Here is a 21,979-nt window from a genome sequence, read left to right as displayed (position 1 = left end):
GGGCGGGGGCGCTTATCCGGTTCTTAACCCGGTTGTCCGCGGTGTGGCTGCGGGTGGGTGGGCCCTGCGGGGCAAAGTCCCCTACCCGCCCTTCCACCGTTCCCCGGGCGCTGCCCGGACCCCGGTCCTCAAACGCCGGACGGGCTGAGAAGCAAAGAGCCCCGGGGCCCGCCCCGGACCCCCGCGGGGCTGCGCCCCGGCCCCCCTCGGGGCTGCGCCCCGGACCCCCTGGGGCTGCGCCCCGGACCTCGGTTCTCGAGTGCCTGGTAGTTGGACGGGCGCGGGTGGGTATGGCTGCGGGGCCGCCGGATGGCGGCCCCGGTGGGGTGGGGCGGGGTGGGTTAGAGGTACGGGCCCGAGCGGATCGCGCCGTGGGGGCCGTCCTCGTCGTCCTCGTGCGAGGAGCCCGGCGGGAGGGCGCGCCGCATCTGCTCCAGCTGGGCCCGCGCCGCCATCTGCTGCGCGAACAGGGCCGTCTGGATGCCGTGGAACAGGCCCTCCAGCCAGCCCACCAACTGGGCCTGGGCGATCCGCAGTTCCGCCTCGGAGGGGATGGCCTCCTCCGTGAAGGGAAGGGAGAGCCGCTCCAGTTCCTCCACCAGCTCGGGAGCCAGGCCGTCTTCCAGCTCCTTCACGGACGCCGCGTGAATGTCCTTGAGACGGACCCGGCTGGCCTCGTCCAGAGGTGCGGCGCGTACCTCTTCCAGGAGTTGCTTGATCATGCTGCCGATCCGCATGACCTTGGCGGGCTGTTCGACCATCTCCGTCACCGGGACCTCGCGCGACTCGTCATCGGCGCCGCCGACCGGCATCCCGTCCTGCCCCACGATCAGGCCGTGCGGGGGGCTGTCCTGCGACCGTTCACTCCTCGGCATCTCCATGCCGTCATTGTCTCGCACACCTTCGTATTCACACGGTGTGCCCCCGCACGGGCGTGATCCACCCTGCGCGGGGGCACCAGATGGCACCGGATGGGCTCCGGATGCCTCAGGCCTCGCGGCGGGCCAGTGCTCCGCTCGAACGGGTCACCAGGGCCGCCAGCAGCGCCGCGCCCACCGGAACGACGATCAGCAGGCCGGCCAGCGTGGTCCACGGCACCGCGATCGGGATGTACGGGAGGGCTTCGCCGGCCGCCTCGTAGCCGTTCTCGATGCCGGCGCGGACCATGTCGGCCGCGGCCCGCCGTTCGGTGAGCCGGAGCCCGACAGCGGGCAGGATGCCGGCCGCCGAGCCGAGGACCACGCCCATGAAGGCGACCACCCCGCACTGGAAGCCGCTGAGCGTGCGCCGCACCCGCGGCGGTGCGCCGACCGCGGCCAGGGTCTTCAGGTCGCCCTCGGCGTCCGCCTGGGCCAGGCCGGTCGCGATGCCGGCCGCGCCGATGGTGACCAGGCCGGCGAAGACGGTCAGGACGAGCATGACCAGGCTGTCGTTGCCCTCGTAGCCCTTCTCGATCCGTACGTTCGTGTCCAGGCCCAGCTTGTCCAGGGCCCCGTCGAGGCGCTGGCGCTGCTCGGAGCTCGCGCCCCCGTCGAGGGTGAAGTACGAGCCGAAGGGGACGGTGGCGATGCCGGCGCTCTTCGCCGCCGCCGGCGGCAGCACCAGGTGCAGCCCGTAGCCCTTCACCGACTCGGGCACCTGGTAGGCGGCGAAGACCTTGTCCTTGCCCGGCGCCGGCTCATCGGGCGCGGCGCCGGGTGCGCGTTCGCCGCTGCCCTTGATGAGCCGGACCGTGACCTTGCCGTCGCGCACGTTCTGCTTCTTGAAGGAGACGGCCTTGCCCGCCTTCAGGGCGGCCGCGGCGCCCGGGTCGTCGACGGCCAGGACGGACATCAGCTTCTCGTCGGCGACGACCAGGGAGTACTGGACGCCGAAGCGGTCGTACTGGCACCGCCAGTCGGCCCGCAGCTTCTTGCGCTCGTCCAGCGAGAAGGATTCCGGTCCCTTCTCGGTCGCGTAGAGGGGGCAGCGCTGTTCCTTCGGGATGACGACCTCGGCCTGCCCGCACTCCGCGTCGTCCCCGTACGGGGAGCAGCCCGGCTTGCCGACGACGAGCCGGTTCACGTCGGCCCGTACGGCCACCGGGAGTTCCTTCGACAGGGTCTCGCGCATCGCGGGCACGTCCCGGAACGCGGTGAACTCGTTGCTCTCGATCAGGCCCGCGCCGTACGGGAGCTGGGCGACGTAGTCGTGCCGCGCCTCGATCTCCCGGCTGTGCTGGTACGTGGCCACGGCGACGGTGCCGGCGACGGCGGCCAGGACGGCGGCCACGGCGGGCGCCGTACGCCCCCGGTTGCGGACGGCGTCGCGCAGCGCGAGGCGGGGCGACAGCGGCAGCCATCGGCCGGCCCGGCCGAACAGGCCGACCAGGGTGGGGGTGAGGGCGACGACGCCGAGTTCGGCGAGGGCGCTGCCGCCCGCGACGACGGTGGCGCCCATCTTGGAGACGGAGCCGAACAGGGCGATGGCGGCCCCGCCCGCGATGGCGATCAGGCCGAGGACGGGCAGCACCCGGTTGGCACGGCGCACGCCGCGACGGCCGGTGAGGGAGGCCAGCACGGACTGCCGGGAGGCGTTGACGGCCGGCACGATGGCGGCCAGCAGCCCGGTCAGGACGGCGAGCAGGCCGATGCCGAGGAGTTCCAGCGGGCGGACGTCGAAGCTGCCGAACCGCTTGCCGATCGTGTCCTCCAGCACCGGCTGGAGCCCCAGGGTGAGGGCGATGCCGATGGCGGTGCCGATGACGGCCGCCGCGGCGCCGATGACGAGGCCGCCGGAGAGCACGATGGCCCGGATGTGCCGCCGGTCACCGCCGTTGGCGCCGACCAGGCCGAGCTGGCGGCGCGAGCGCCGGGCGCCGACCGCGAAGGCGGGGCCGGCCAGCAGGCAGATCTCCAGCATGGCGAGGCCCACGACGGTGGAGACGATGGCGAGTTCGGTGGCGCCGAGGACGGCCCCGGGCTGCCAAAGGTTCTTGGGTTCCTGTGTGTAGAGCGGCACTTCGGAGTCGGCCGGCGGGTCGAGCAGGACGACGCGCGATTCGACGAGGAGGTGCTGCTTGGCGTTGGCCTCCTTGACCATGTTCCACGTGAAACCTTCGCCGCCGACCTTCACCAGGTACTCGACCTGGGGTTCCACGGCCGTGTCGCCGGCGGCCTTGCGGTCCCGGTCGAGCGGGGCCAGCAGGGTTCCCGGAGGGGCCAGGAGCTGCGCGTTGTGCAGGTCGTCGGGCATCTCGTAGACGCCGACGATCTTGTACGAGGTGGTCGCGTCGCGCGGGGTCACGCTGGAGCCGAGGAAGTACCCGGACTCCTTCAGGAAGGCGCCGGTGGCGAGGATCTCGCCGGGCGCCCGCGGCAGTTGGCCGCGCTCCAGCGTCCACAGGCCCTTGACCAGTGGGCTCGCCGGGTCCACCTCGCGGAGCTCGGTGTCCAGGATCCCGTAGCGGGTGCGGACCTTGGCGTAGGACTTGCTGTCCTTGACGGACTGGGCTCCGGCCGGGAACTCCGGCGCGGCGGCGGGCTCGTCCCGGCCGCCCAGGCCCTGGTTGTACTTGTCGTAGCCGCCGACCGGGGCGTAGTTCTGCGCGTCGGGGCTCTGGTAGATGGCCGCGTCCATGTGCGGCGAGGTCACCTTGGCGTCGGCGGCGCCGAGCACCCGGTCGACGCGCTGCTCGGCGGAGAGCTCCGAGCTGCGGATGGTGAGGTCGACGGCGCTCACACCGACGATCGGCAGGGCGATCATGGCCAGGACGAGGGCGCTGCGGCCCTTGGAGCGCCAGGCGTCGCGGCGGGCTATGCGGATCGCCGCGATCCAGGAGTGGTACGTGGAGATCACTGAGCGGCCGCCTGCCCGGAGAGCAGGGAGTCGGCGTGGCTGCGCAGGGTCTCGTCGACGACGCTGCCGTCGCGCAGGAACACCACGCGGTCGGCCCACGCGGCGAAGCGCGGCTCGTGGGTGACCAGGATTCCGGCCGCGCCGGCGTCGCAGCGCGAGCGCAGCAGGGCGAGTACGGACTCACCGGTCTCGGAGTCGAGGGCGCCGGTCGGCTCGTCGGCGAGGACCAGGCGGCGGTCTCCGACCAGCGCGCGGGCGATGGCCACGCGCTGCTGCTGGCCGCCTGACATCTCGTCGGGGAAGCGGTCGGCGAGCTGCCCGAGGTTCATCTCCTCCAGGGCCGCGAGCGCCGAGACGCGGGCCTTGCGGGCGGAGACGCCGTCGAGTTCGAGCGGCAGGGAGACGTTCTCGGCGGCGGTGAGCGCCGGGATGAGGTTGTAGTCCTGGAAGACGTACCCGATGCTGCGGCGGCGCAGGGCGGCCAGTTGCTTGCGGCTCGCGGTGGTGATGTCGGTGCCCTCGACGATCACCCGGCCGCCGCTCGGGGTGTCGAGTCCGCCGGCGAGGGTGAGCAGCGTGGACTTGCCGGACCCGGAGGGGCCCATGACGGCGACGAGTTCGCCGGGGTACACGGAGAGGTCGATTCCGCGCAGGGCGTGCACCTCGGTGGCGCCGCTGCCGTGGATGCGGACGAGCTGGTCCAGCTGCAATACGGGCTGGTCGGGCATGAAGGGTTCCCCCCTGGGACGTGGAGCGGTGGTTTCAGACCCGCCGCGTACGGGCGGTACGGGACAGAGACCGGTCGGTGTGGGTCGTGGGTGCGGCCGTGGACGCCGTCGTGGGTGTGGTCGGGGCGGTCGTGTCGCCGGGGGCCGTACCGCGCCCCTCGGGCGGCTCGGCCTCGGCCGGTGCGCGCTCCCCGCGCGCGGACAGCCGGACGAGCCGGGACTCGCAGTGGTCGAGCCAGCGCGCCTCGGCCTCGGTCTGGAAGATGAGCTGTTCCAGGACCAGCAGCCAGGCGATGTCGTCACGCTCGCCGGAGCGCCCGCTCTCGATGGCGGCGAGCGCCTGGGCCTTCAGCCGGGTGTAGTCCTGCATGGCCTGGACGGTGGCGTGCCGCTGGGACTGGATGACGGCGCGGATGTCCACGCCGGGTGCGCCGACGGCCATGGCGAGCTTGATGGCGAGCTCGTCCCGGGGCGGGTTGGCCCGGTCGACGGGACGCTCGTACCAGGCGTGCAGTTCGCCCCGGCCGGTCTCGGTGATGGCGTACAGGGTGTGCCCGGCGGTGTCTTCGCCGCCGGGGGCGACGAGGCCGTCACGCTCCAGGCGGGCGAGCGTCGTGTACACCTGCCCGACGTTGAGGGGCCAGGTGGAACCGGTGCGGGATTCGAATTCGGTGCGGAGCTGAGAGCCGTACCTGGGGCCCCGTTCCAGGAGGGCGAGAAGGCCGTGGCGGATCGACATACTCAGTATGTATACCGAGTATGTACGTCTGCGCAACCATCCTGAGGCCTACGTCCCAAGGGGGACCCGCCCCTCGGACCAGGGCCTAAACGCCCCGGCGCAGCCGCATTCCCATGAACCCGAGACCCAGTCCCATCAGGGCGAATCCCGTTCCGAGCGGCAGTATGTGCGCGGCCAGATCGGCGGCCCGCTCGTTCGGCTCGGTGCCGAGGGCGTCGACCAGCGGGGTCGCCGTGGGCTCGGCCGGGAGCGCGGGCGGCTGCGGTACCGGCTCGGTGCGCGGGCGCGCCGGGACGGGGCGCGCGGCGACCACGGTCTCGGGATTGGCGGGTTCGCCCACCGGCCGCCCGGGCCGCTCCCGCCCGGCGCCGGCGGAACTTCCGGCGAGATCCTCGAAGGCCCGGTCCGCTGCGCCCGACGGCGAGGCGGAGGGCGAGGCGGAGACAGGGGTGGAGGCGGAGGGTGAGGCAGGAGCGGAGGGCGAGGCAGGGGTGACGGCGGAGGTGACGGCAGGAGTGACGGCAGGGGTGACGGAGAAGGCGGCGAAGCCGTGGACCGCCGTGGCCGCCGTGGCCGCCGCGGCGTGCGCGGGCGCCGTGACCAGCAGCGCGGCTGTTGCCATCGCTGCCCCGGCGGTCCAGCGCAGCGCGCGGGCGTAGGTCACGGACTCAGATTTACATAACCGGACAAAACCGGCATCCCGTACGGGCCGTTCGCGATGCCGTCCCGCCCGGAAGGCCGGATGCTCCGTTGCTCGGAGGCCGGATGGTCCGGTACTGCGCCGCCTCTACTCCGGGTCGCCCGTCGAGATCCACAGGGTGATGGTGGTCGTGTTCGGGTCGAAGGCGATGCGGGGCTCGGGCGACTGCTGGACCACGGTCCCCTCGCCGTAGACCGCCTCGTCCTTGGGCTTGGGGTCGTACTTCCAGCCGGCGGCCCGGATGCACGCCTTCGCCGAGACCTGGTCGATGGTCCGGAAGTCCGGTGCCATCACCTTGGACGGGTCCTTGTCGTCCTTCGTGGCCTTCGTGCACCTGACCGGGTCGATCGTCCGCGAGGAGTCCGGACCCTTGTGCCCGGGCTTCGCCGGGGAGGACGCCGAGGTGGAGGTCCCGGGGGCCGACGGCCCGGCCTTGTCCTTGTCCTTGTCGCCGCCCATGTTCAGTACGGCGATCAGCCCGCCGATGGCGACCAGCGCCACCACGACGGCCCCCACCACGACCGCGTTGTTCTTCTTGCGGCCGCTCCCGCCGGAAGCGCCGCTGCCGCCCGTACCGCCGTGCCCGCCCTGCGGCGAGAGCGCGTACGGCGGCGGGGTCGAGGCCGAGTACGGAGCCGGGGTCTGCGGTTGCTGGTGCTGGTGCTGCGCCTGGGGGTGCTGCGCCTGCTGGTGCAGCGGCTGGTGCTGCTGCGGGTACCCGTACGCCCCGGACTGCGGCGCCGGAGGCGGCGTCGGCGCGTACGCGGAGGGCACCGGGGTGTGCGGTGCCTGGTACGGCTGCTGCACCGAGTGCGGCGGCGCCTGCAGGGCGGAGTCCACCGGCGGGAACACGGCCGAGCCGAGGCCGGCGCCGCTGTTGGTCGGGTGCGAACCCGGGACGATGACCGGGGCCCCGGTGTGCCCGGCGCCCGCCACCCGCGCGACCTCGTCGAGCATGGCGGCGGCGGTGGGGAAACGCTCGTTCGGGTTCTTCTTCAGTGCGCGCGCCACCAGCGCGTCCATCGCCGGGGTGACCGACCGGTTGATGGAGGACGGGGCGACCGGCTCCTCCTGCACGTGCGCGTACGCCATGCCCAGCGCCGAGTCGGCGACGAAGGGGACCCGCCCGGTCAGCAGCTCGAAGAGCATGATGCCCACCGAGTACAGGTCGGAGCGGGCGTCCACGGCCCGCCCGAGCGCCTGCTCGGGGGAGAGGTACTGCGGGGTGCCGACGACCATGCCGGTCTGCGTCATCGAGGTGACCCCCGACTGCATGGCCCGCGCGATGCCGAAGTCCATGACCTTCACCACTCCGCGCCGCGTCATCATGACGTTGCCCGGCTTGATGTCGCGGTGGACCAGCCCCATCTCGTGGCTGCTCTCCAGAGCCGCCAGCACGTCGGCCGTCACCTTCAGCGCCTTGTCGGCCGGCATGGCCCCGTACTGCCTGATGTCGCCGTCCAGGACGGAGCCGAGCGGCTGTCCCTCGACGTACTCCATGACGATGTACGGCATGACCGCGCCGTCGGCGGCGGAGGGATCCGCGAAGGAGACGACTCCCTCACCGGTGTCGAAGACCGAGACGATGTTGGTGTGCGACAGTTTTGCTACAGCCTGCGCCTCGCGCCGGAACCGTTCGCGGAAGGACTGTTCGCGCCCGAGCTCGCTGTGCAGGGTCTTGATGGCGACCTGGCGGTCGAGCGCCGAGTCGTAGGCCAGGTAAACGGAGGCCATGCCTCCCTCGCCGAGCAAGTCCCGCAGCTGGTAACGGCCACCGGCCAGAGAGCCGCCCGCGTACTGGCCCTGAGTGCCGTCCTGGCTCATGACTGTTGCTTCCCCTCGGGATGGTCCCCACGCCCCTGGCTGAGCGCATGTCGGGCTCAGTCTGCCGGAGGGCAAGCACACGTCAAGCCAGGTTCCCGTTCCGTGACCACAAGGCCACAGGGGGTCCACAGCCGACGCACGGGGCGTCCTTGTCCGAACGGTGACCGGTTGCGAGGCTGTAGCGTTCGTCGGAGCACACGATGAGGACACATCCGCTGAGCGGCGGCCGAGACAGACGACGGTGAGGACTGATGGCACCCGAACCCGAGGGAAGCGGCGCCGGGATGGCAGAGGGTCCTGAGCACTGGGGCGCGGGCGGCCTGGTGGGCGACGGCCGTTACCGGCTGACCCATCGTCTGGGCCGGGGCGGCATGGCCGAGGTCTTCGCGGCGGAGGACGTCCGGCTGGGCCGGACCGTCGCCGTCAAGCTGCTGCGCCCCGACCTGGCCGAGGACCCGGTGTCCAAGGCCCGCTTCACGCGCGAGGCGCAGTCGGTCGCCGGCCTCAACCACCATGCCGTGGTGGCCGTGTACGACTCGGGCGAGGACCGGGTCGGCCCGAACGTCGTCCCCTACATCGTCATGGAACTGGTCGAGGGCCGCACCATCCGCGACCTGCTGATCAGCGCCGAGGCCCCGGGCCCCGACCAGGCGCTGATCATCACCTCCGGCGTGCTCGAAGCGCTCGCGTACTCGCACCAGCACGGCATCGTGCACCGTGACATCAAGCCCGCCAACGTGATCATCACGGACACCGGCGCGGTCAAGGTGATGGACTTCGGCATCGCGCGCGCCCTGCACGGCGCGCAGTCGACGATGACCCAGACCGGCATGGTCATGGGCACGCCGCAGTACCTCTCGCCCGAACAGGCCCTCGGCAAGGCCGTGGACCACCGCTCCGACCTGTACGCGACGGGCTGCCTGCTCTACGAACTCCTCTCGCTGCGTCCCCCGTTCACCGGGGAGACCCCGCTGTCGGTGGTCTACCAGCACGTGCAGGACGCGCCGATCCCGCCCTCGCAGTTGCCCGAGGGCGGCCAGATCCCGCAGGAGCTCGACGGGCTCGTCATGCGCTCCCTCGCCAAGGACCCGGACGACCGGTTCCAGAGCGCCGAGGAGATGCGCGGGCTGGTCCAGTACGCCCTGCAGATGCTGCACGACCAGGGGGCCAACACCGGCACCTGGAACACCGGTCCCGTCACCATGGCGCTGCCGCACGGGCGCGGCCCGGCGCAGACCACGGCGATGGCGGCGCCCGGCCAGGGCCAGCCGCCGTACGGCTCGCACTCGAACACCTCGCAGTTCCAGCAGCCGATGGTGCCGCCGCTGAACCCGGACGACGGCTCCGCCTACCCGGGCGGCGGCGGCAACGGCCACGGCCAGGGCGGGAACGGCGGCTACGACGGGTACGACGACCGCTCCGGCGGCGGCCGCTGGAAGATGCTGCTGTTCGCCCTCCTCGCGGTCCTCGCGGTCGCGGGCGGTGTGGCGTACGCGGTCAACAACTTCGGCGGCGACAAGAAGGACCCCGGTACGAGCACCAGCTCGCCGGTGACCCCGCCGCCCTCGTCGGGGAACTCGGAGCAGAACACCCCGGCGCCGGAGACCTCCTTCTCCGAGTCGGCGCCGTCGAAGTCGTACACGCCGGGCCCGAGCCGCAGCAGGTCCTCGACGCCGAGCTACTCGTACTCGCCGTCGTACTCCCCGTCGCCGTCGTACTCCCCGTCGCCGACGCCGACGCCCACCCCGACCCCGACGCCGTCGCCGACCCCGTCGAAGCCGTCGCCGCCGGTGAGCCCGTCGAAGTCGCCCGAGGAAGAGGGCGGCGGGGAAGTGGGGGAGTAGCCCCGAGTGACGAAGAACGGCCCGGCGGCCCCTCGTGACGAGGTGGCCGCCGGGCCGTTCCTTTCGGGACCAAAGTCCCGGAGGGCGCTGCTCAGAGCGCGTGCTGGTACTGCCGGTCCATGGTGCCCGCGAAGGTGTGGACGGTGACCAGGTGCGGCTCGATGCGCATGTAGACGGGGTCGAAGACCGCGCCGTCCACGAAGTGCGGAGCGGGTCCGAACAGTTCCAGTTCGGCCGTGGTGGGTTCGACGAGGTTCGCCGTACCGGTGAACTGCACCGACCACAGCTCGGACTCACCGGAATTGAAGTTGTCGGCCCCGTACGAGACCACACTGCCGTTGCAGGCCTGGTGGTAGCCGAAACCGGAATGCATTCTCAGGACGACTCTGCCGTTCACCACGATGTGGCGCGCGATCGCGAGGAAGGGCAGCGCGCGCATGCTGGTGGCGGCTCGGCCGTAGGGCACGCGGCGCAGCAGTTCGATGGCGTGGAGTTCCTCAGGGGACATGTCATCCACTGTCGCGTACCGACACCGTGCCGGAAAAGAGGAGCCTGCCCCGCACATGAAGGACGTTGGTCCCGAATTAAACAGTGTGCCCCGTGGAATCGTGCGACCACGGGGCGTCACACTGCGTCACGAAAACGTCAGTTCCGCTTCTCGGCCTGCAGGCGGGCCACGTACGCCGCGGCCTGGGACCGGCGCTCCATGCCGAGCTTCGACAGCAGGCTGGAGACGTAGTTCTTGATGGTCTTCTCGGCCAGGTGCAGCCGCTCGCCGATCACGCGGTTCGTCAGGCCCTCGCCGATCAGGTCGAGGATCTTGCGTTCCTGCTCGGTGAGGTTCGACAGCCGGTCGTCGCCCTTGCCGTTCTTGCCGTCGCGCAGCCGCTCCAGTACCCGGGCGGTGGCGACGGGGTCCAGCAGGGACTTGCCGGCGGCCACGTCGCGCACCGCGTTGAGCAGCTCGTTCCCGCGGATCGCCTTCAGCACGTAGCCCGAGGCGCCGGCCATGATCGCGTCGAACAGCGCCTCGTCATCGGCGAACGAGGTCAGCATCAGGCACTTGATGTCCTCGTTCTGGGAGCGCACCTCGCGGCACACCTCCACGCCGCTGCCGTCGGGCAGCCGGACGTCGAGAACGGCCACGTCGGGGCGGGTGGCGGGGATCCGGACCAGTGCGTCGGCGGCCGTACCGGCCTCACCCACGACCTCGATGTCCGATTCCATCGACAACAGCTCGTGAACACCCCTGCGTACCACTTCGTGGTCGTCCAGGAGGAATACCTTGATTTTTCCGTTTTCGCGCACGAACTCAGTTTCACACACTCACCCCTTCCCTGCCGGGGACGGCCGGGATAACGTGCCGTTGTTCCGGCCCCCTGCAAGGCTGTGACCAGTGGTTGTTCCCGGTTCCGCCGATTTACTTGGAAATCCAAGCAAAATCGCAGGTCAAACGGGGTTTCGCAGTTATGCGGCGCACTGGGTAACGTGCATTGCGCAGGGCACTCGCCGGGGCACCTGTCACGCCTGAATCCCAGACCCGAAGCGCACCCACCCCGTGCGCGGGCAGAGATCCAGGTGAGCCGCACTGGTCCCCGGAGAACCCGGGTGCCGGACCGACGGAGGAGCAATCGTGACCGTGGAGAGCACTGCCGCGCGCAAGCCGCGCCGCAGCGGCACCAAGCGGCCGGCCGGCGCGGCAAGCGCCGCCAAGCCCGCCGCTGCCACCGCGAAGACGCATGACGCCGAGCCCCAGCTCGTACAGCTGCTGACGCCCGAGGGGGTGCGCGTCGACGTCGCGGAAAATCCCGACGTCGCGGAATTCGCACCCTTCGTCGCCGACATCACCACCGATGACCTGCGCGGTCTCTACCGCGACATGGTCATGACCCGCCGTTTCGACGGCGAGGCGACCGCCCTCCAGCGCCAGGGCGAGCTGGGCCTGTGGGCCTCGCTGCTCGGCCAGGAGGCCGCCCAGATCGGCTCCGGCCGGGCCCTGCGCGACGACGACTACGTCTTCCCGACCTACCGCGAGCACGGAGTGGCCTGGTGCCGCGGGGTCGACCCGACCAACCTCCTCGGCATGTTCCGCGGCGTGAACCACGGTGGCTGGGACCCGACCACCAACAACTTCCACCTGTACACGATCGTCATCGGCTCCCAGACGCTGCACGCGACCGGGTACGCCATGGGCGTGGCCAAGGACGGCGCCGACTCGGCCGTCATCGCCTACTTCGGCGACGGCGCGTCCAGCCAGGGCGACGTGGCGGAGGCCTTCACCTTCTCGGCGGTCTACAACTCGCCCGTGGTGTTCTTCTGCCAGAACAACCAGTGGGCGATCTCCGAGCCCACCGAGCGCCAGATGCGCGTACCGCTCTACCAGCGCGCGCAGGGCTTCGGCTTCCCGGGCGTCCGGGTGGACGGCAACGACGTACTGGCCTGCCTCGCGGTCACCCGCTGGGCACTGGAGCGGGCCCGCCGGGGAGAGGGGCCCACCCTGGTGGAGGCCTTCACGTACCGGATGGGTGCGCACACCACCTCCGACGACCCGACGAAGTACCGGCGCGACGAGGAGACGGCGGCCTGGGAGGCCAAGGACCCGATCCTGCGCCTGAAGGCCCACCTGCTGGCCACCGGAGGCGCCGACGAGGCGTACTTCGAGCAGCTGGAGGTGGAGAGCGAGGCGCTCGGCAAGCGGGTGCGCGAGGTCGTGCGCTCGATGCCCGACCCCGACACCATGGCGATCTTCGAGAACGTCTACGCGGACGGGCACGCGCTCGTCGACGAGGAGCGCGCGCAGTTCGCCGCCTACCTCGCGTCCTTCGAAGGCGGGGAGTGACCGTCATGGCCGTACAGAAGCTCACCATCGCCAAGGCGCTCAACGACTCCCTGCGCAAGGCCCTGGAAGAGGACCCCAAGGTCCTGATCATGGGCGAGGACGTCGGCAAGCTCGGCGGCGTCTTCCGCATCACCGACGGACTGCAGAAGGACTTCGGCGAGGAGCGGGTCATCGACACCCCGCTGGCCGAGTCCGGCATCGTCGGCACCGCCATCGGCCTGGCCCTGCGCGGGTACCGGCCCGTCGTGGAGATCCAGTTCGACGGGTTCGTCTTCCCCGCGTACGACCAGATCGTCACGCAGCTCGCCAAGATGCACGCGCGCTCGCTCGGCACCATCAAGATGCCGGTCGTCATCCGGATCCCGTACGCGGGCGGCATCGGCGCGGTCGAGCACCACTCGGAGTCCCCGGAGACGCTGTTCGCGCACGTCCCGGGCCTGAAGGTGGTCTCGCCGTCCAACGCGAGCGATGCCTACTGGATGCTCCAGCAGGCGATCCTCAGCGACGACCCGGTGATCTTCTTCGAGCCGAAGCGCCGCTACTGGGACAAGGGCGAGGTCGACACCGAGGCCATCCCCGACGCCCTGCACGGCTCCCGGGTGGCCCGCAGCGGCACCGACATCACCCTCGCGGCCTACGGGCCCATGGTGAAGGTCTGTCTGGAGGCCGCGGCGGCCGCCGCCGAGGAGGGCAAGTCGGTGGAGGTCGTCGACCTGCGCTCGATGTCCCCGGTCGACTTCGACGGGATCCAGGCGTCGGTGGAGAAGACCCGCCGGCTCGTGGTGGTCCACGAGGCACCGGTGTTCCTCGGTGTGGGTTCGGAGATCGCCGCTCGCATCACGGAGCGGTGCTTCTACCACCTGGAGGCGCCCGTGCTGCGCGTGGGCGGCTACCACGCCCCGTACCCGCCGGCCCGCCTGGAGGACGAGTACCTGCCGGGCCTGGACAGGGTGCTCGACGCAGTCGACCGCTCGCTGGCGTACTGAGGAGAGCCCTGCGATGACGATCCGCGAATTCAAGATGCCCGATGTGGGCGAGGGCCTCACCGAGGCCGAGATCCTCAAGTGGTACGTCCAGCCGGGTGACACCGTCACCGACGGCCAGGTCGTGTGCGAGGTGGAGACGGCGAAGGCGGCCGTCGAGCTGCCGATCCCCTTCGACGGGGTCGTGCACGCGCTCCTCTTCGAGGAGGGCGTCACGGTCGACGTCGGCCAGGTCATCATCTCGGTGCAGACCGCCCCCGGCGACGAGGCCCCGGCCGCGGCCGTCGCCGCACCGGCCGCCGTCGCGGCGGAGCCCGAGGCCCCGGCGGCCCGCCAGCCCGTTCTGGTGGGCTACGGAGTTTCCACCGCCTCTACGAAGCGCCGCCCGCGCAAGGCTCCGCAGCCCGCGGTCGCCGCGCAGAACGGCACCGGCGTGGCCCGGGCCGCGGCCGCCGCGGCGGCTCCGGCCCCGGTGGCTCCGGCCGCCCCCGCCGCGGTCCCCGCCCAGGGCGGCGCGGGCAGGGCGCTGGCGAAGCCGCCGGTGCGCAAGCTCGCCAAGGACCTCGGGATCGACCTGGCGGCGGTGGTCCCCACCGGCGACGGCGGGGTCGTGACCCGCGAGGACGTGCACGCGGCGGCCGCGGCGGCCATCACCCCGCAGGCCGTGTCCCCGGCGGTCCCGGTGGCCCAGGCGGCTGCGGCGGCTCCCGCGGAGGCCCAGGCTGCGGCCTCGGTCTCCGCCCCGGCCCCGGCCGAGGTGGCCGGGTCCGCCCGCGAGACCCGTATCCCGGTCAAGGGCGTCCGCAAGGTCACCGCCCAGGCCATGGTCGGCTCCGCCTTCACCGCGCCGCACGTCACCGAGTTCATCACCTTCGACGTGACCCGCACGATGAAGCTGGTCCAGGAGCTCAAGGACGACCCGGACCTCGCGGGGCTCCGGATCAACCCGCTGCTCCTGATCGCGAAGGCCGTGCTGGTGGCGATCCGCCGCAACCCGGACGTGAACGCGTCCTGGGACGAGGCGGCCCAGGAGATCGTGCTCAAGCACTACGTCAACCTGGGCATCGCGGCGGCCACCCCGCGCGGGCTGATCGTCCCGAACATCAAGGACGCCCACGCCAAGACGCTCGGCGAGCTGTCGCAGGCCCTGTCCGGACTGGTCGCCACGGCCCGCGAGGGCAAGACCTCCCCGGCCGACATGCAGCAGGGCACCATCACCATCACCAACGTCGGCGTCTTCGGCGTCGACACCGGCACGCCCATCCTGAACCCCGGAGAGTCCGCGATCCTCGCGGTCGGCGCGATCAAGCTCCAGCCGTGGGTCCACAAGGGCAAGGTCAAGGCCCGCCACGTCACCACCCTGGCGCTGTCCTTCGACCACCGCCTCATCGACGGCGAACTCGGCTCCCGCTTCCTCGCGGACATCGCCGCCGTCCTGGAGCACCCCCGCCGTCTGATCACCTGGTCCTGACGGCCCGGTTCCGGCCTCCGGGTGTCCCACCCGGAGGCCGGATTTCCGCATCCATCCGCAGCTATGCGCCCCTGACGTGCAGAAATGCCTTGGGGAACGGATCCGGCCGGTGTGATCATCGGTCCATGCACTTCCGCGCTGCCACAGCAGACCCCACCGTCCTGGACCGCGCCGTCGCCTACCCGGCCGACGGCCCCGTCCCCGCCCTCACCCCCGAGAAGATCCGCGAGGAACTCGCGGCGCACCAGATGCGTCCCGAGTGGACGTGGATCGCCGAGGACGAGAACGGCGAGATCCTCGCCCGCGCCCTGTGGTGGGGCCGCGCCGACAGCGAGCGCCCGGGCGTCCTGGACTGCCTCCAGGTCCGCGAGGCGGTGGCCGACCCGGCCTCCGTCGCCGCCGGGCTGCTCGCCGCCGGGCACGAGGCCTTCGGCAAGGTCCCCGACTACAACATCATGCTGCCGCGCGACTGGCGCACCACCCCCGATGTGGCCGCCGCGGTCGCCTGGCGGCAGGAGGCCGCGGCCAGGACCGGTCTGACCCGCGAGATCGAGCGGCTGCGCTTCGAGTGGACCCCGGCCGCCGGGACCGTTGAACCCACGGGCCGGCTGGTATTCCGGGAGGGCACCGACGAGGAGTTCCTCGACGCCTTCGTCCGGCTCTCGCAGGGCAGCCTGGACGTGCACACGCAGAGCGAGCTCCGCACGATGGACGCCGAGGAGCTGGCGCGCGACGACATCGAGTTCTACACCGACTGCCCCGGAGAGCGCTCCTGGTGGCGGCTGGCACACCTTCCCGACGGCACCCTCGCGGGCCTCGCGATCCCGTCCGCGACTCCGTACCACCGCAACGTCGGCTACCTCGGCGTGGTCCCCGAGCAGCGCGGCAAGGGGCTGATCGACGAGATCCTCGCCGAGATCACCCGCTTCCACGCGGGAGAGGGCGCCGACCGCATCACCGCCACCACGGACACCGTGAACACCCCGATGGCCGCCGCCTTCACCCGCGCGGGCTACGAGGTCACCGAGAACCGCGTGATCCTGGAGGCGGCGCCGGGGGCATGAGGGCGAGGGGCCGTGCGGGCGGCCCGCGACTCCTTCCCGGCCGGAGGCGGCCCGAAGGCGGAAGTGACCGGACTCCGTGTCGCACCCGCCTTCCGGGCGGTAGCCTCCCCGCCGGGAGAGGGGGGACGCGGTGTCCTTCGCGGAGTTGCAGGTGTGTGCCGTCGAGGCGGCCGATGTCACGGGCGGCGTGTGCGTGGTGCGGTGCATCGGCGGCGTGGCCCGGTCCGGGCAGGTGTTCGCGGCCGGCGGGCTGCGGACCAGGCTGCGGGGAATAGAGCAGCACGGGCGCCCGGTCGGGTCCTTCGCCGCGGGGCACGTGGCGAAGGTGCGGCTCACCGGACCGGTGGTCGGGCTGCTCGCCGGTGGGCAGGTGCTGACCTACGTGCCGCCGGACGGGCACGCGCTGGCCGAGCTGGAGGACTGGCTGGCCGGTGATCCGCCCTTGGCGGAGGAGCCGCACTCGGAGACGCTGCGCTGCCTGGCCACGTTCGGGATGCAGAACGGGGAACTGCCCGAAGCGGTGCGGCTGCGCTGGGCCCGGATCGCGCTGGCCGCCCTCGACCGGCTGGGCCGGCCGGAGGAACGGCCGTACGTGCACGCCTACTTGATCCGTTACCTGGGCCCCGGTGAGGCCGGGGACCCGGACCGGGATCCCGCCGCCCTGTGCCGGGAGGTGCTGGCCGGCTTCGAGCTGACCCCGGCCCGGGCGGCGGCGCGGGCCCGGGTCTGGCGGGAGCTGCCGCGCCCCGAGATCCTGCGGCTGCGCCGCATCAAGGGGCTGATCTGCTGTATGGAACCGGCCCGGCCGTACCTCGCGGCGACCGACCCCCTGGCCGCGGCGGTGGACGCCTGGACCGCGGTGCGGCCGGGCCTGCCGTAGGAGGGGTCAGCGGGCCGCGTTGCCCGCGACCTTGGTGGGGGTGAGGCGTACGACGACCCGTACGTCCTCGGCCGGGGCGTTCGCGTACTCCTCTCCCGCGCCCGGACCCTGGTACTCCTCCGCGATGCGGACGGCCACGGCCCGGCCGGTGTCCTCGGTGACGGTGGCGGTGCCGCGGATTTCGGCGTAGAGGAAGGGGTTGGCCAGATCGAAGACGGTGAGGCCGATCCGGGGGTCGCGGACGATGTTGCGCTCCTTGCGGCGGCCGCGCTCGGTGGAGATCAGGACCTCGTCCCCGTCCCGGGTCACCCAGACCACCGAACTCTGCGGGCTGCCATCGGGGTTGAGCGTGGCGAGCACCGCCGGGTGAGGGGCGTCGAGGAGCTTGCGTACGGTGTCGTTCAGCACAGGAGTCATGGGGGGAACGGTAGTTGGGCCCGGCGCCGGCCCGCCGTCGATTTCGCGCGGAGGCGTCGCGACTAGGGCAGGTCGGCCGGTTCGGCCCCGCTGATCAGCAGGTTTCCTCGCCCTTGACCAGGCACTTCTCCGCCCACTGGCCCAGCTCCGTGAGCGCGGGCTTCAGCGCGGCGCCCCGGTCCGTCAGCCGGTAGGCCACCCGCAGGGGCGGTCCCTCGTCGACCTCGCGCAGGACGAGCCCGGCCGCGGCGAGCTCGACCAGGCGGTCGGACAGCATGCGCTCGCTGATGCCGGCGATGGACCTGCGCAGGTCCGCGAAGTGCACGGGGCCCTCCATGAGCGAGGCCACGATCACGCCGGTCCAGCGCTTCCCGAGGAGCCCGAAGACCTGGGTGATGCCGTCGCTCACCCGGCTGCAGACCCCGGTGTCGTGCTGCTTCGCCTTGTCGGCCTTGTCAGCCCTGCCGACCTTGCCCGCCTCTTCCGCCATGGCATCAGGGTACTACCCTCGACTTAGGGGGTGAGAAAAAGTAAGTGACTGTGCTAATAATAGTGACGTACGAAAATGCACTCGCCTTGGAGGCTCCCATGGTCACCCTTCTGCACCTGGACACGTCCCTGAACCCCGCCGGTACCTCGCGTGCGGTGACCGCCGCGTTCCGCAAGGCCTGGGAGGAGCAGCACCCCGAGGGCGCCGTCGTCTACCGCGACCTGGCCGCCGAGCCCGTCCCGCACCTCGACGGCCTCACCCTGTCCGCGGCCTACGCCGACCCCGCCACCCACAGCCCCGAGCAGGCCGCGGCCCTCGCCGCGCGGCTGAAGCTGGCGCAGGAGCTGGAGGATGCGGACGCCGTGCTGATCGGCGCCCCGATGTACAACTTCACGATTCCGTCCACGCTGAAGGCCTGGCTCGACCAGGTCATCGTGATGGGCCGCAACGCGGGCCCCGAGTCGCCGCTCAAGGGCCTGCCGGTCACCGTCGTCGCCAGCCGCGGCGGCTCGTACGCGCCGGGCACCCCGCGCGAGGGCATGGAGTACGCGACGAACTACCTGACCGGGGTGCTGACCGAGATGTTCGGCGCCGAGGTCGACCTCATCGTCCCCGAGCTGACCCTGGCCTCCTCCGTCCCGGCGATGGCCGGGCTGATCCCGCTCGCGGAGGCCTCGTACGCCCAGGCGCTCGCGGACGCGGAGTCCAAGGGCAAGTCCCTCGCGGTGCGCGTCGGTTCGGCCGCCTGAGACGGCTCGGTACCCGGACCCGAGGTGTCCTGAGGCCTCAGGCCGGAGCCTCCCCCGCCGGCGCCGTGCCCTGCCGGAGTGCTTCGAGCAGGGCGCGTACGGGCGGGCGGCCCAGGGAGACCTTGCGGACCGCCGCGTACACCGCCCGGACCGGGCGCGGATCGCGGACCGGGCGTACGACGACCCCCGGATGGCGCCCGACCGCCACGGCCGCCGTCCCCGGCCCCGGCGCGGATCCCGGCGCGGATCCCGGCTCGGAACCCGGCGCGGAACCCGGCTCGGATCCCGGCGCGGAACCCGACCCGGGGCCCGGCTCGGAGGTCAGGCCCAGCCCCATGCGCGGCATCAGGCCGATGCCGAGCCCGGCCGCGACGAACCCCTGCGCCGTCGGGTAGTCCTCGCTCTGCACCACGAAGTCGGGGCTGAAGCCCGCCGCCGCGCAGGCGTCGAGGACCGGCTCCAGGCAGGGGCCGGGCGGCTCGCTGCCGACCCACTGCTCGTCCGCGAGTTCCACGAGGGCGATCGTCTCCCTGGACGCGAGCCGGTGCCCGGCCGGGAGCACGGCGTCGTACGCGTCGTCGAGCAGGTGGATCAGTTCCACGTCCTCGCGCGGCCGGGTCCGGGGCGCGATGACCAGGGCGAGGTCCGCGCGGCCCTGCTCCACCTCCAGCAGCGGATCCTCGGGGTCGGTCATCCGCAAGTCGATCCGCACGCCCGGGTGTTCGCGGCGCAGCCCCGCCAGGGCGGGGGCCACCAGGGCCGCGCCGGCCGTGGCGAAGTAGCGGACCGCGAGCCGCCCGGTGCGGCCGGCCCGCAGGTCGGCCAGCGCGGTCTCCGCCTCGGCGACGTTGCGGCTGATGACGGCGGCGTGCTCGGCGAGCAGCCGGCCCGCCGCCGTGGGCCGTACGCCCCTCCCGACCCGTTCGAGCAGGGGGATTCCGGCCTGCCGCTCCAGGGCCGCCACCTGCTGGCTGACCGCGGAGGGGGTGTACCCCAGGTGGGCCGCCGCGGCCGTCACCGATCCGCTGGTGACGACCGCCCTCAGGACCTGCATCCTTCGCACATCGAGCATGTAGTACACGTTAACGGTCGGTGCAGAACCCTTTGCTTGTCCTGTCGTATCGGGTCCCGCACCGTGGGAGGAGGAGACCGCGGCCCCCCAGGCCGGCGGCCCGATACCCGAGGAGACCAACCGTGATCGGTGCCGGACGCGTCGGCGTGCTCGCCCTCCTGTGGGGCTCGACGTTCTTGTGGATCGACCTCGCCCTGGAGGGGCTCACCCCGGTCCAGGTCACCCTGGTCCGGTGCGCGCTCGGCGCCCTCGTCCTGGGGTCGGCGTGCCGGTTCGCGCGGCAACGCCTGCCGCGCGGGCGGGCGTTGTGGGGCCACGTTCTGGTGGCGGCCTTCTTCTGCAACGCGCTGCCGTTCGCCCTGTTCGCCATCGGCCAGCGGTCCGTCGACTCGGGACTCGCCGGGGTGCTGAACGCGACGACCCCGCTCTGGTCGCTCCTGATCGGGCTCGTCACGCGCGCCGAGCGCCGCCCGCACGCGATCCGGGTGGCCGGTCTGCTGGTGGGGCTCGCCGGAACCGCGCTGATCTTCGCCCCGTGGCAGCGGTCGGGGCACGTGGGCTGGGGAGCCCTCGCCATCCTGGGGGCCGCCGCGAGCTATGCCTTCGCCTTCACCTACATGGGCCGCCACCTCGTCGGCAAGGGCGTGCCCACCCTGTCGCTCGCCACCGCCCAGCTCCTGGCGGCCACCGGGCTCACGGCGCTGGCCCTGCCCGCCGGCGGCCCGCACCCGGTCCGGTTCGAGGCGGTGCCGCTGCTGGCCGTCGTGGTCCTCGGCGTCTTCGCCACCGGTGTCACCTTCCACCTCACGTACCGGATCATCGCCGACGAGGGCGCGACGAACGCCGCCACCGTCGGCTACCTCCTGCCGGTCGTCTCGGTGGCGCTGGGAGCGCTCGTCCTGGGCGAGGAGCTCAGCCCGCGCGTGATCGCCGGCATGGCGGTCGTCCTGCTGGGCGTGGCCCTGACCCGGCGCCGGACTACGGTCGTCACGGAAACGAAGAGCTCCCCGCTCCGGCCGGACCGGCCGGAGCTCCGAGAGGCCCCGGCCCTGGCCGGGTTCCAGGCCCGGGCCGCCGTCCGGCAGCCGGGGTGCGGGGGCTGACACACCCACGACCACCTTGGGGGAAGCGGTGCCCGCGACGGCTGCTGCGTACGAACGGACGGAACGGTCCGCACGGATACCGGAGGTCGACGCCCTGCGCGGTGTCGCGCTCCTCGGCATCCTGCTGGTCAACGCGACGATGATGGCGAGCCCGTACGCCCCCGGCGGCGCCGTCGACCCGGACGCGACGGCGCTCGACAAGGCCGCCGACGGGATCGTGCAGACCCTGTTCGCCGGCAAGTCCTACCTGATGTTCTCGTTCCTCTTCGGCTACAGCTTCACCCTCCAGCAGGACTCCGCCGCACGCGACGGAGCGAGCGTCGTCCCCCGCATGCTGCGCCGCTCGCTCGGCCTGCTCGTCCTGGGCCTCCTGCACGCCGTGCTGCTGTACACCGGCGACATCCTCATGACCTACGCGCTGCTCGGCCTGATCCTCATCGCCGCACGCACCTGCACGCCGCGGACGGCCCTGCGCGCCGCCCGGATCGTGTACGGCTGCGCGGCCGGCCTCCTGCTCCTGCTGGCGCTGGGCTCCGTGTTCATGTCGGACGCCGAGGCGGCCGAACTGACCCGGCTCCCACCGGAGCTCGCCGCACTGGCCGCCGACTACCGCGGTGATCCGGCCTCCGTCGTACGGGCCAACCTCGGCCAGTTGCCCGACGCGCTCCTCGCCGTACCGATGACGGGTGGCTTCGTCCTGGCCGCCTTCCTGACCGGCATGTCCTGCGGGAAGCGCCGCCTCCTCGCCGACACGGGGCGGTACGCGGACCGGATGCGCCGCGTCTGCGTGCTCGGCGTCGCCGCGGGCCTGCCCGGCAGCCTCTTCATGGCCCTGGCCGCAGGCGGCGCACTCGGTCCCCGGTGGAGCCTCCTCGGGGCCATCGTGGGCATGGTCACGGCGCCCGCGCTCACCGCCGCGTACGTCTGCGGGATGCTCCTCCTCATGGGGACGCCCCGGGGCGGGCGGGCGGCGGGGCTGCTCGCCCCCGCCGGCCGGATGGCCCTGACGAACTACCTGAGCCAGTCCCTCGTCATGGCCCTCGTCTTCACCGCCTACGGCCTCGCCCTCTACGACCGCCTCGGCACGGCCGCCGTGGCCTGCGGCGCGCTCGTCCTGTACGCCGCCCAACTGGCCCTCAGCAAGCACCTGATGGCCAGACACCGGTACGGCCCGGTGGAATGGCTCCTGCGCACGGCCACCCTCGCCCGCCTCCCGAGGCGCTGAGGGCTCGGCCGAGG

Annotated in this window: 20 protein-coding genes; 9 read left to right on the top strand and 11 right to left on the bottom strand. The window is 72.3% G+C overall.

The features are described from left to right. Positions 1-341: 341 nt before the first annotated feature. From ACWCP2_RS11205 to ACWCP2_RS11180, 6 genes are all read right to left on the bottom strand, one after another. On the bottom strand, positions 342-881 hold the full coding sequence (locus tag ACWCP2_RS11205) for a bacterial proteasome activator family protein (RefSeq protein ID WP_243330999.1): 540 nt from the start codon (positions 879-881) through the stop codon (positions 342-344). A 106-nt stretch (positions 882-987) separates the two neighbouring features. Further along, positions 988-3,837: an FtsX-like permease family protein gene (locus tag ACWCP2_RS11200; RefSeq protein WP_450908319.1), complete on the bottom strand. Its 2,850-nt coding sequence runs from the start codon at positions 3,835-3,837 to the stop codon at positions 988-990. Continuing rightward, entirely contained in the window at positions 3,834-4,565 is a 732-nt protein-coding gene (locus tag ACWCP2_RS11195; protein ID WP_450908318.1) for an ABC transporter ATP-binding protein, read from the bottom strand. Before ACWCP2_RS11195 ends, ACWCP2_RS11200 begins: the two co-directional genes overlap by 4 nt. Before the next feature lie 34 nt (positions 4,566-4,599). Further along, positions 4,600-5,304 (bottom strand): PadR family transcriptional regulator, encoded by a 705-nt coding sequence (locus tag ACWCP2_RS11190; RefSeq protein ID WP_450908317.1) that lies wholly within the window; start codon positions 5,302-5,304, stop codon positions 4,600-4,602. Between the two features lie 85 nt (positions 5,305-5,389). Then, positions 5,390-5,968, bottom strand: a complete 579-nt coding sequence (locus ACWCP2_RS11185; protein WP_450908316.1) for a hypothetical protein — start codon at positions 5,966-5,968, stop codon at positions 5,390-5,392. Between the two features lie 123 nt (positions 5,969-6,091). Further along, a complete protein-coding gene (locus ACWCP2_RS11180) occupies positions 6,092-7,828 on the bottom strand; it encodes a protein kinase domain-containing protein (RefSeq protein WP_450908315.1) in 1,737 nt (578 codons plus the stop codon). A 251-nt stretch (positions 7,829-8,079) separates the two neighbouring features. On the opposite strand from ACWCP2_RS11180, the gene ACWCP2_RS11175 reads away from it, so the two are divergent. Further along, positions 8,080-9,672: a protein kinase domain-containing protein gene (locus ACWCP2_RS11175; RefSeq protein ID WP_450908314.1), complete on the top strand. Its 1,593-nt coding sequence runs from the start codon at positions 8,080-8,082 to the stop codon at positions 9,670-9,672. 91 nt (positions 9,673-9,763) lie between these two features. Here ACWCP2_RS11175 and ACWCP2_RS11170 read toward each other — a convergent pair whose 3' ends face one another. After that, the gene (locus tag ACWCP2_RS11170; RefSeq protein WP_450908313.1) at positions 9,764-10,180 is read right to left on the bottom strand and encodes a pyridoxamine 5'-phosphate oxidase family protein; all 417 of its coding nucleotides are present in this window, start codon (positions 10,178-10,180) and stop codon (positions 9,764-9,766) included. A gap of 137 nt (positions 10,181-10,317) precedes the next feature. Next, a complete protein-coding gene (locus ACWCP2_RS11165; RefSeq protein ID WP_250738766.1) occupies positions 10,318-10,980 on the bottom strand; it encodes a response regulator in 663 nt (220 codons plus the stop codon). 325 nt (positions 10,981-11,305) lie between these two features. Between ACWCP2_RS11165 and pdhA the strand changes: the two genes are divergently transcribed. From pdhA to ACWCP2_RS11140, 5 genes are all read left to right on the top strand, one after another. Further along, positions 11,306-12,511 (top strand): pyruvate dehydrogenase (acetyl-transferring) E1 component subunit alpha, encoded by a 1,206-nt coding sequence (gene pdhA / locus ACWCP2_RS11160; protein ID WP_385367010.1) that lies wholly within the window; start codon positions 11,306-11,308, stop codon positions 12,509-12,511. A 5-nt stretch (positions 12,512-12,516) separates the two neighbouring features. Next, positions 12,517-13,497, top strand: coding sequence for an alpha-ketoacid dehydrogenase subunit beta (locus ACWCP2_RS11155; RefSeq protein WP_399375922.1), 981 nt, complete (start codon positions 12,517-12,519; stop codon positions 13,495-13,497). A 13-nt stretch (positions 13,498-13,510) separates the two neighbouring features. Continuing rightward, positions 13,511-14,965: a dihydrolipoamide acetyltransferase family protein gene (locus ACWCP2_RS11150; protein ID WP_450908312.1), complete on the top strand. Its 1,455-nt coding sequence runs from the start codon at positions 13,511-13,513 to the stop codon at positions 14,963-14,965. A 125-nt stretch (positions 14,966-15,090) separates the two neighbouring features. Then, on the top strand, positions 15,091-16,029 hold the full coding sequence (locus ACWCP2_RS11145) for a GNAT family N-acetyltransferase (protein ID WP_450908311.1): 939 nt from the start codon (positions 15,091-15,093) through the stop codon (positions 16,027-16,029). A 130-nt stretch (positions 16,030-16,159) separates the two neighbouring features. Beyond that, positions 16,160-16,909, top strand: coding sequence for a hypothetical protein (locus ACWCP2_RS11140; protein ID WP_450908310.1), 750 nt, complete (start codon positions 16,160-16,162; stop codon positions 16,907-16,909). Positions 16,910-16,915: 6 nt separating this feature from the next. On the opposite strand, the gene ACWCP2_RS11135 is transcribed toward ACWCP2_RS11140, so the two are convergent. Continuing rightward, a complete protein-coding gene (locus ACWCP2_RS11135; RefSeq protein WP_450908309.1) occupies positions 16,916-17,326 on the bottom strand; it encodes a PPOX class F420-dependent oxidoreductase in 411 nt (136 codons plus the stop codon). 94 nt (positions 17,327-17,420) lie between these two features. Next, a complete protein-coding gene (locus ACWCP2_RS11130; RefSeq protein ID WP_450908308.1) occupies positions 17,421-17,816 on the bottom strand; it encodes a winged helix-turn-helix transcriptional regulator in 396 nt (131 codons plus the stop codon). 98 nt (positions 17,817-17,914) lie between these two features. Between ACWCP2_RS11130 and ACWCP2_RS11125 the strand changes: the two genes are divergently transcribed. Further along, positions 17,915-18,565 (top strand): FMN-dependent NADH-azoreductase, encoded by a 651-nt coding sequence (locus tag ACWCP2_RS11125; RefSeq protein WP_450908307.1) that lies wholly within the window; start codon positions 17,915-17,917, stop codon positions 18,563-18,565. 37 nt (positions 18,566-18,602) lie between these two features. Here the strand turns inward: ACWCP2_RS11125 and ACWCP2_RS11120 are convergent, their stop codons facing one another. Next, entirely contained in the window at positions 18,603-19,637 is a 1,035-nt protein-coding gene (locus ACWCP2_RS11120; protein WP_450908306.1) for a LysR family transcriptional regulator, read from the bottom strand. A gap of 122 nt (positions 19,638-19,759) precedes the next feature. On the opposite strand from ACWCP2_RS11120, the gene ACWCP2_RS11115 reads away from it, so the two are divergent. Both ACWCP2_RS11115 and ACWCP2_RS11110 read left to right on the top strand, forming a co-directional pair. Beyond that, positions 19,760-20,740, top strand: coding sequence for a DMT family transporter (locus tag ACWCP2_RS11115; protein ID WP_450908305.1), 981 nt, complete (start codon positions 19,760-19,762; stop codon positions 20,738-20,740). 28 nt (positions 20,741-20,768) lie between these two features. Next, entirely contained in the window at positions 20,769-21,965 is a 1,197-nt protein-coding gene (locus ACWCP2_RS11110) for a DUF418 domain-containing protein (protein WP_450908304.1), read from the top strand. The last annotated feature ends 14 nt before the right edge of the window (positions 21,966-21,979 follow it).

It is taken from the genome of Streptomyces sp. NPDC002104 (assembly GCF_053593795.1).
Note: the sequence above shows the minus strand (reverse complement) of the source record. Positions and strands in the feature narration are given on the sequence as shown.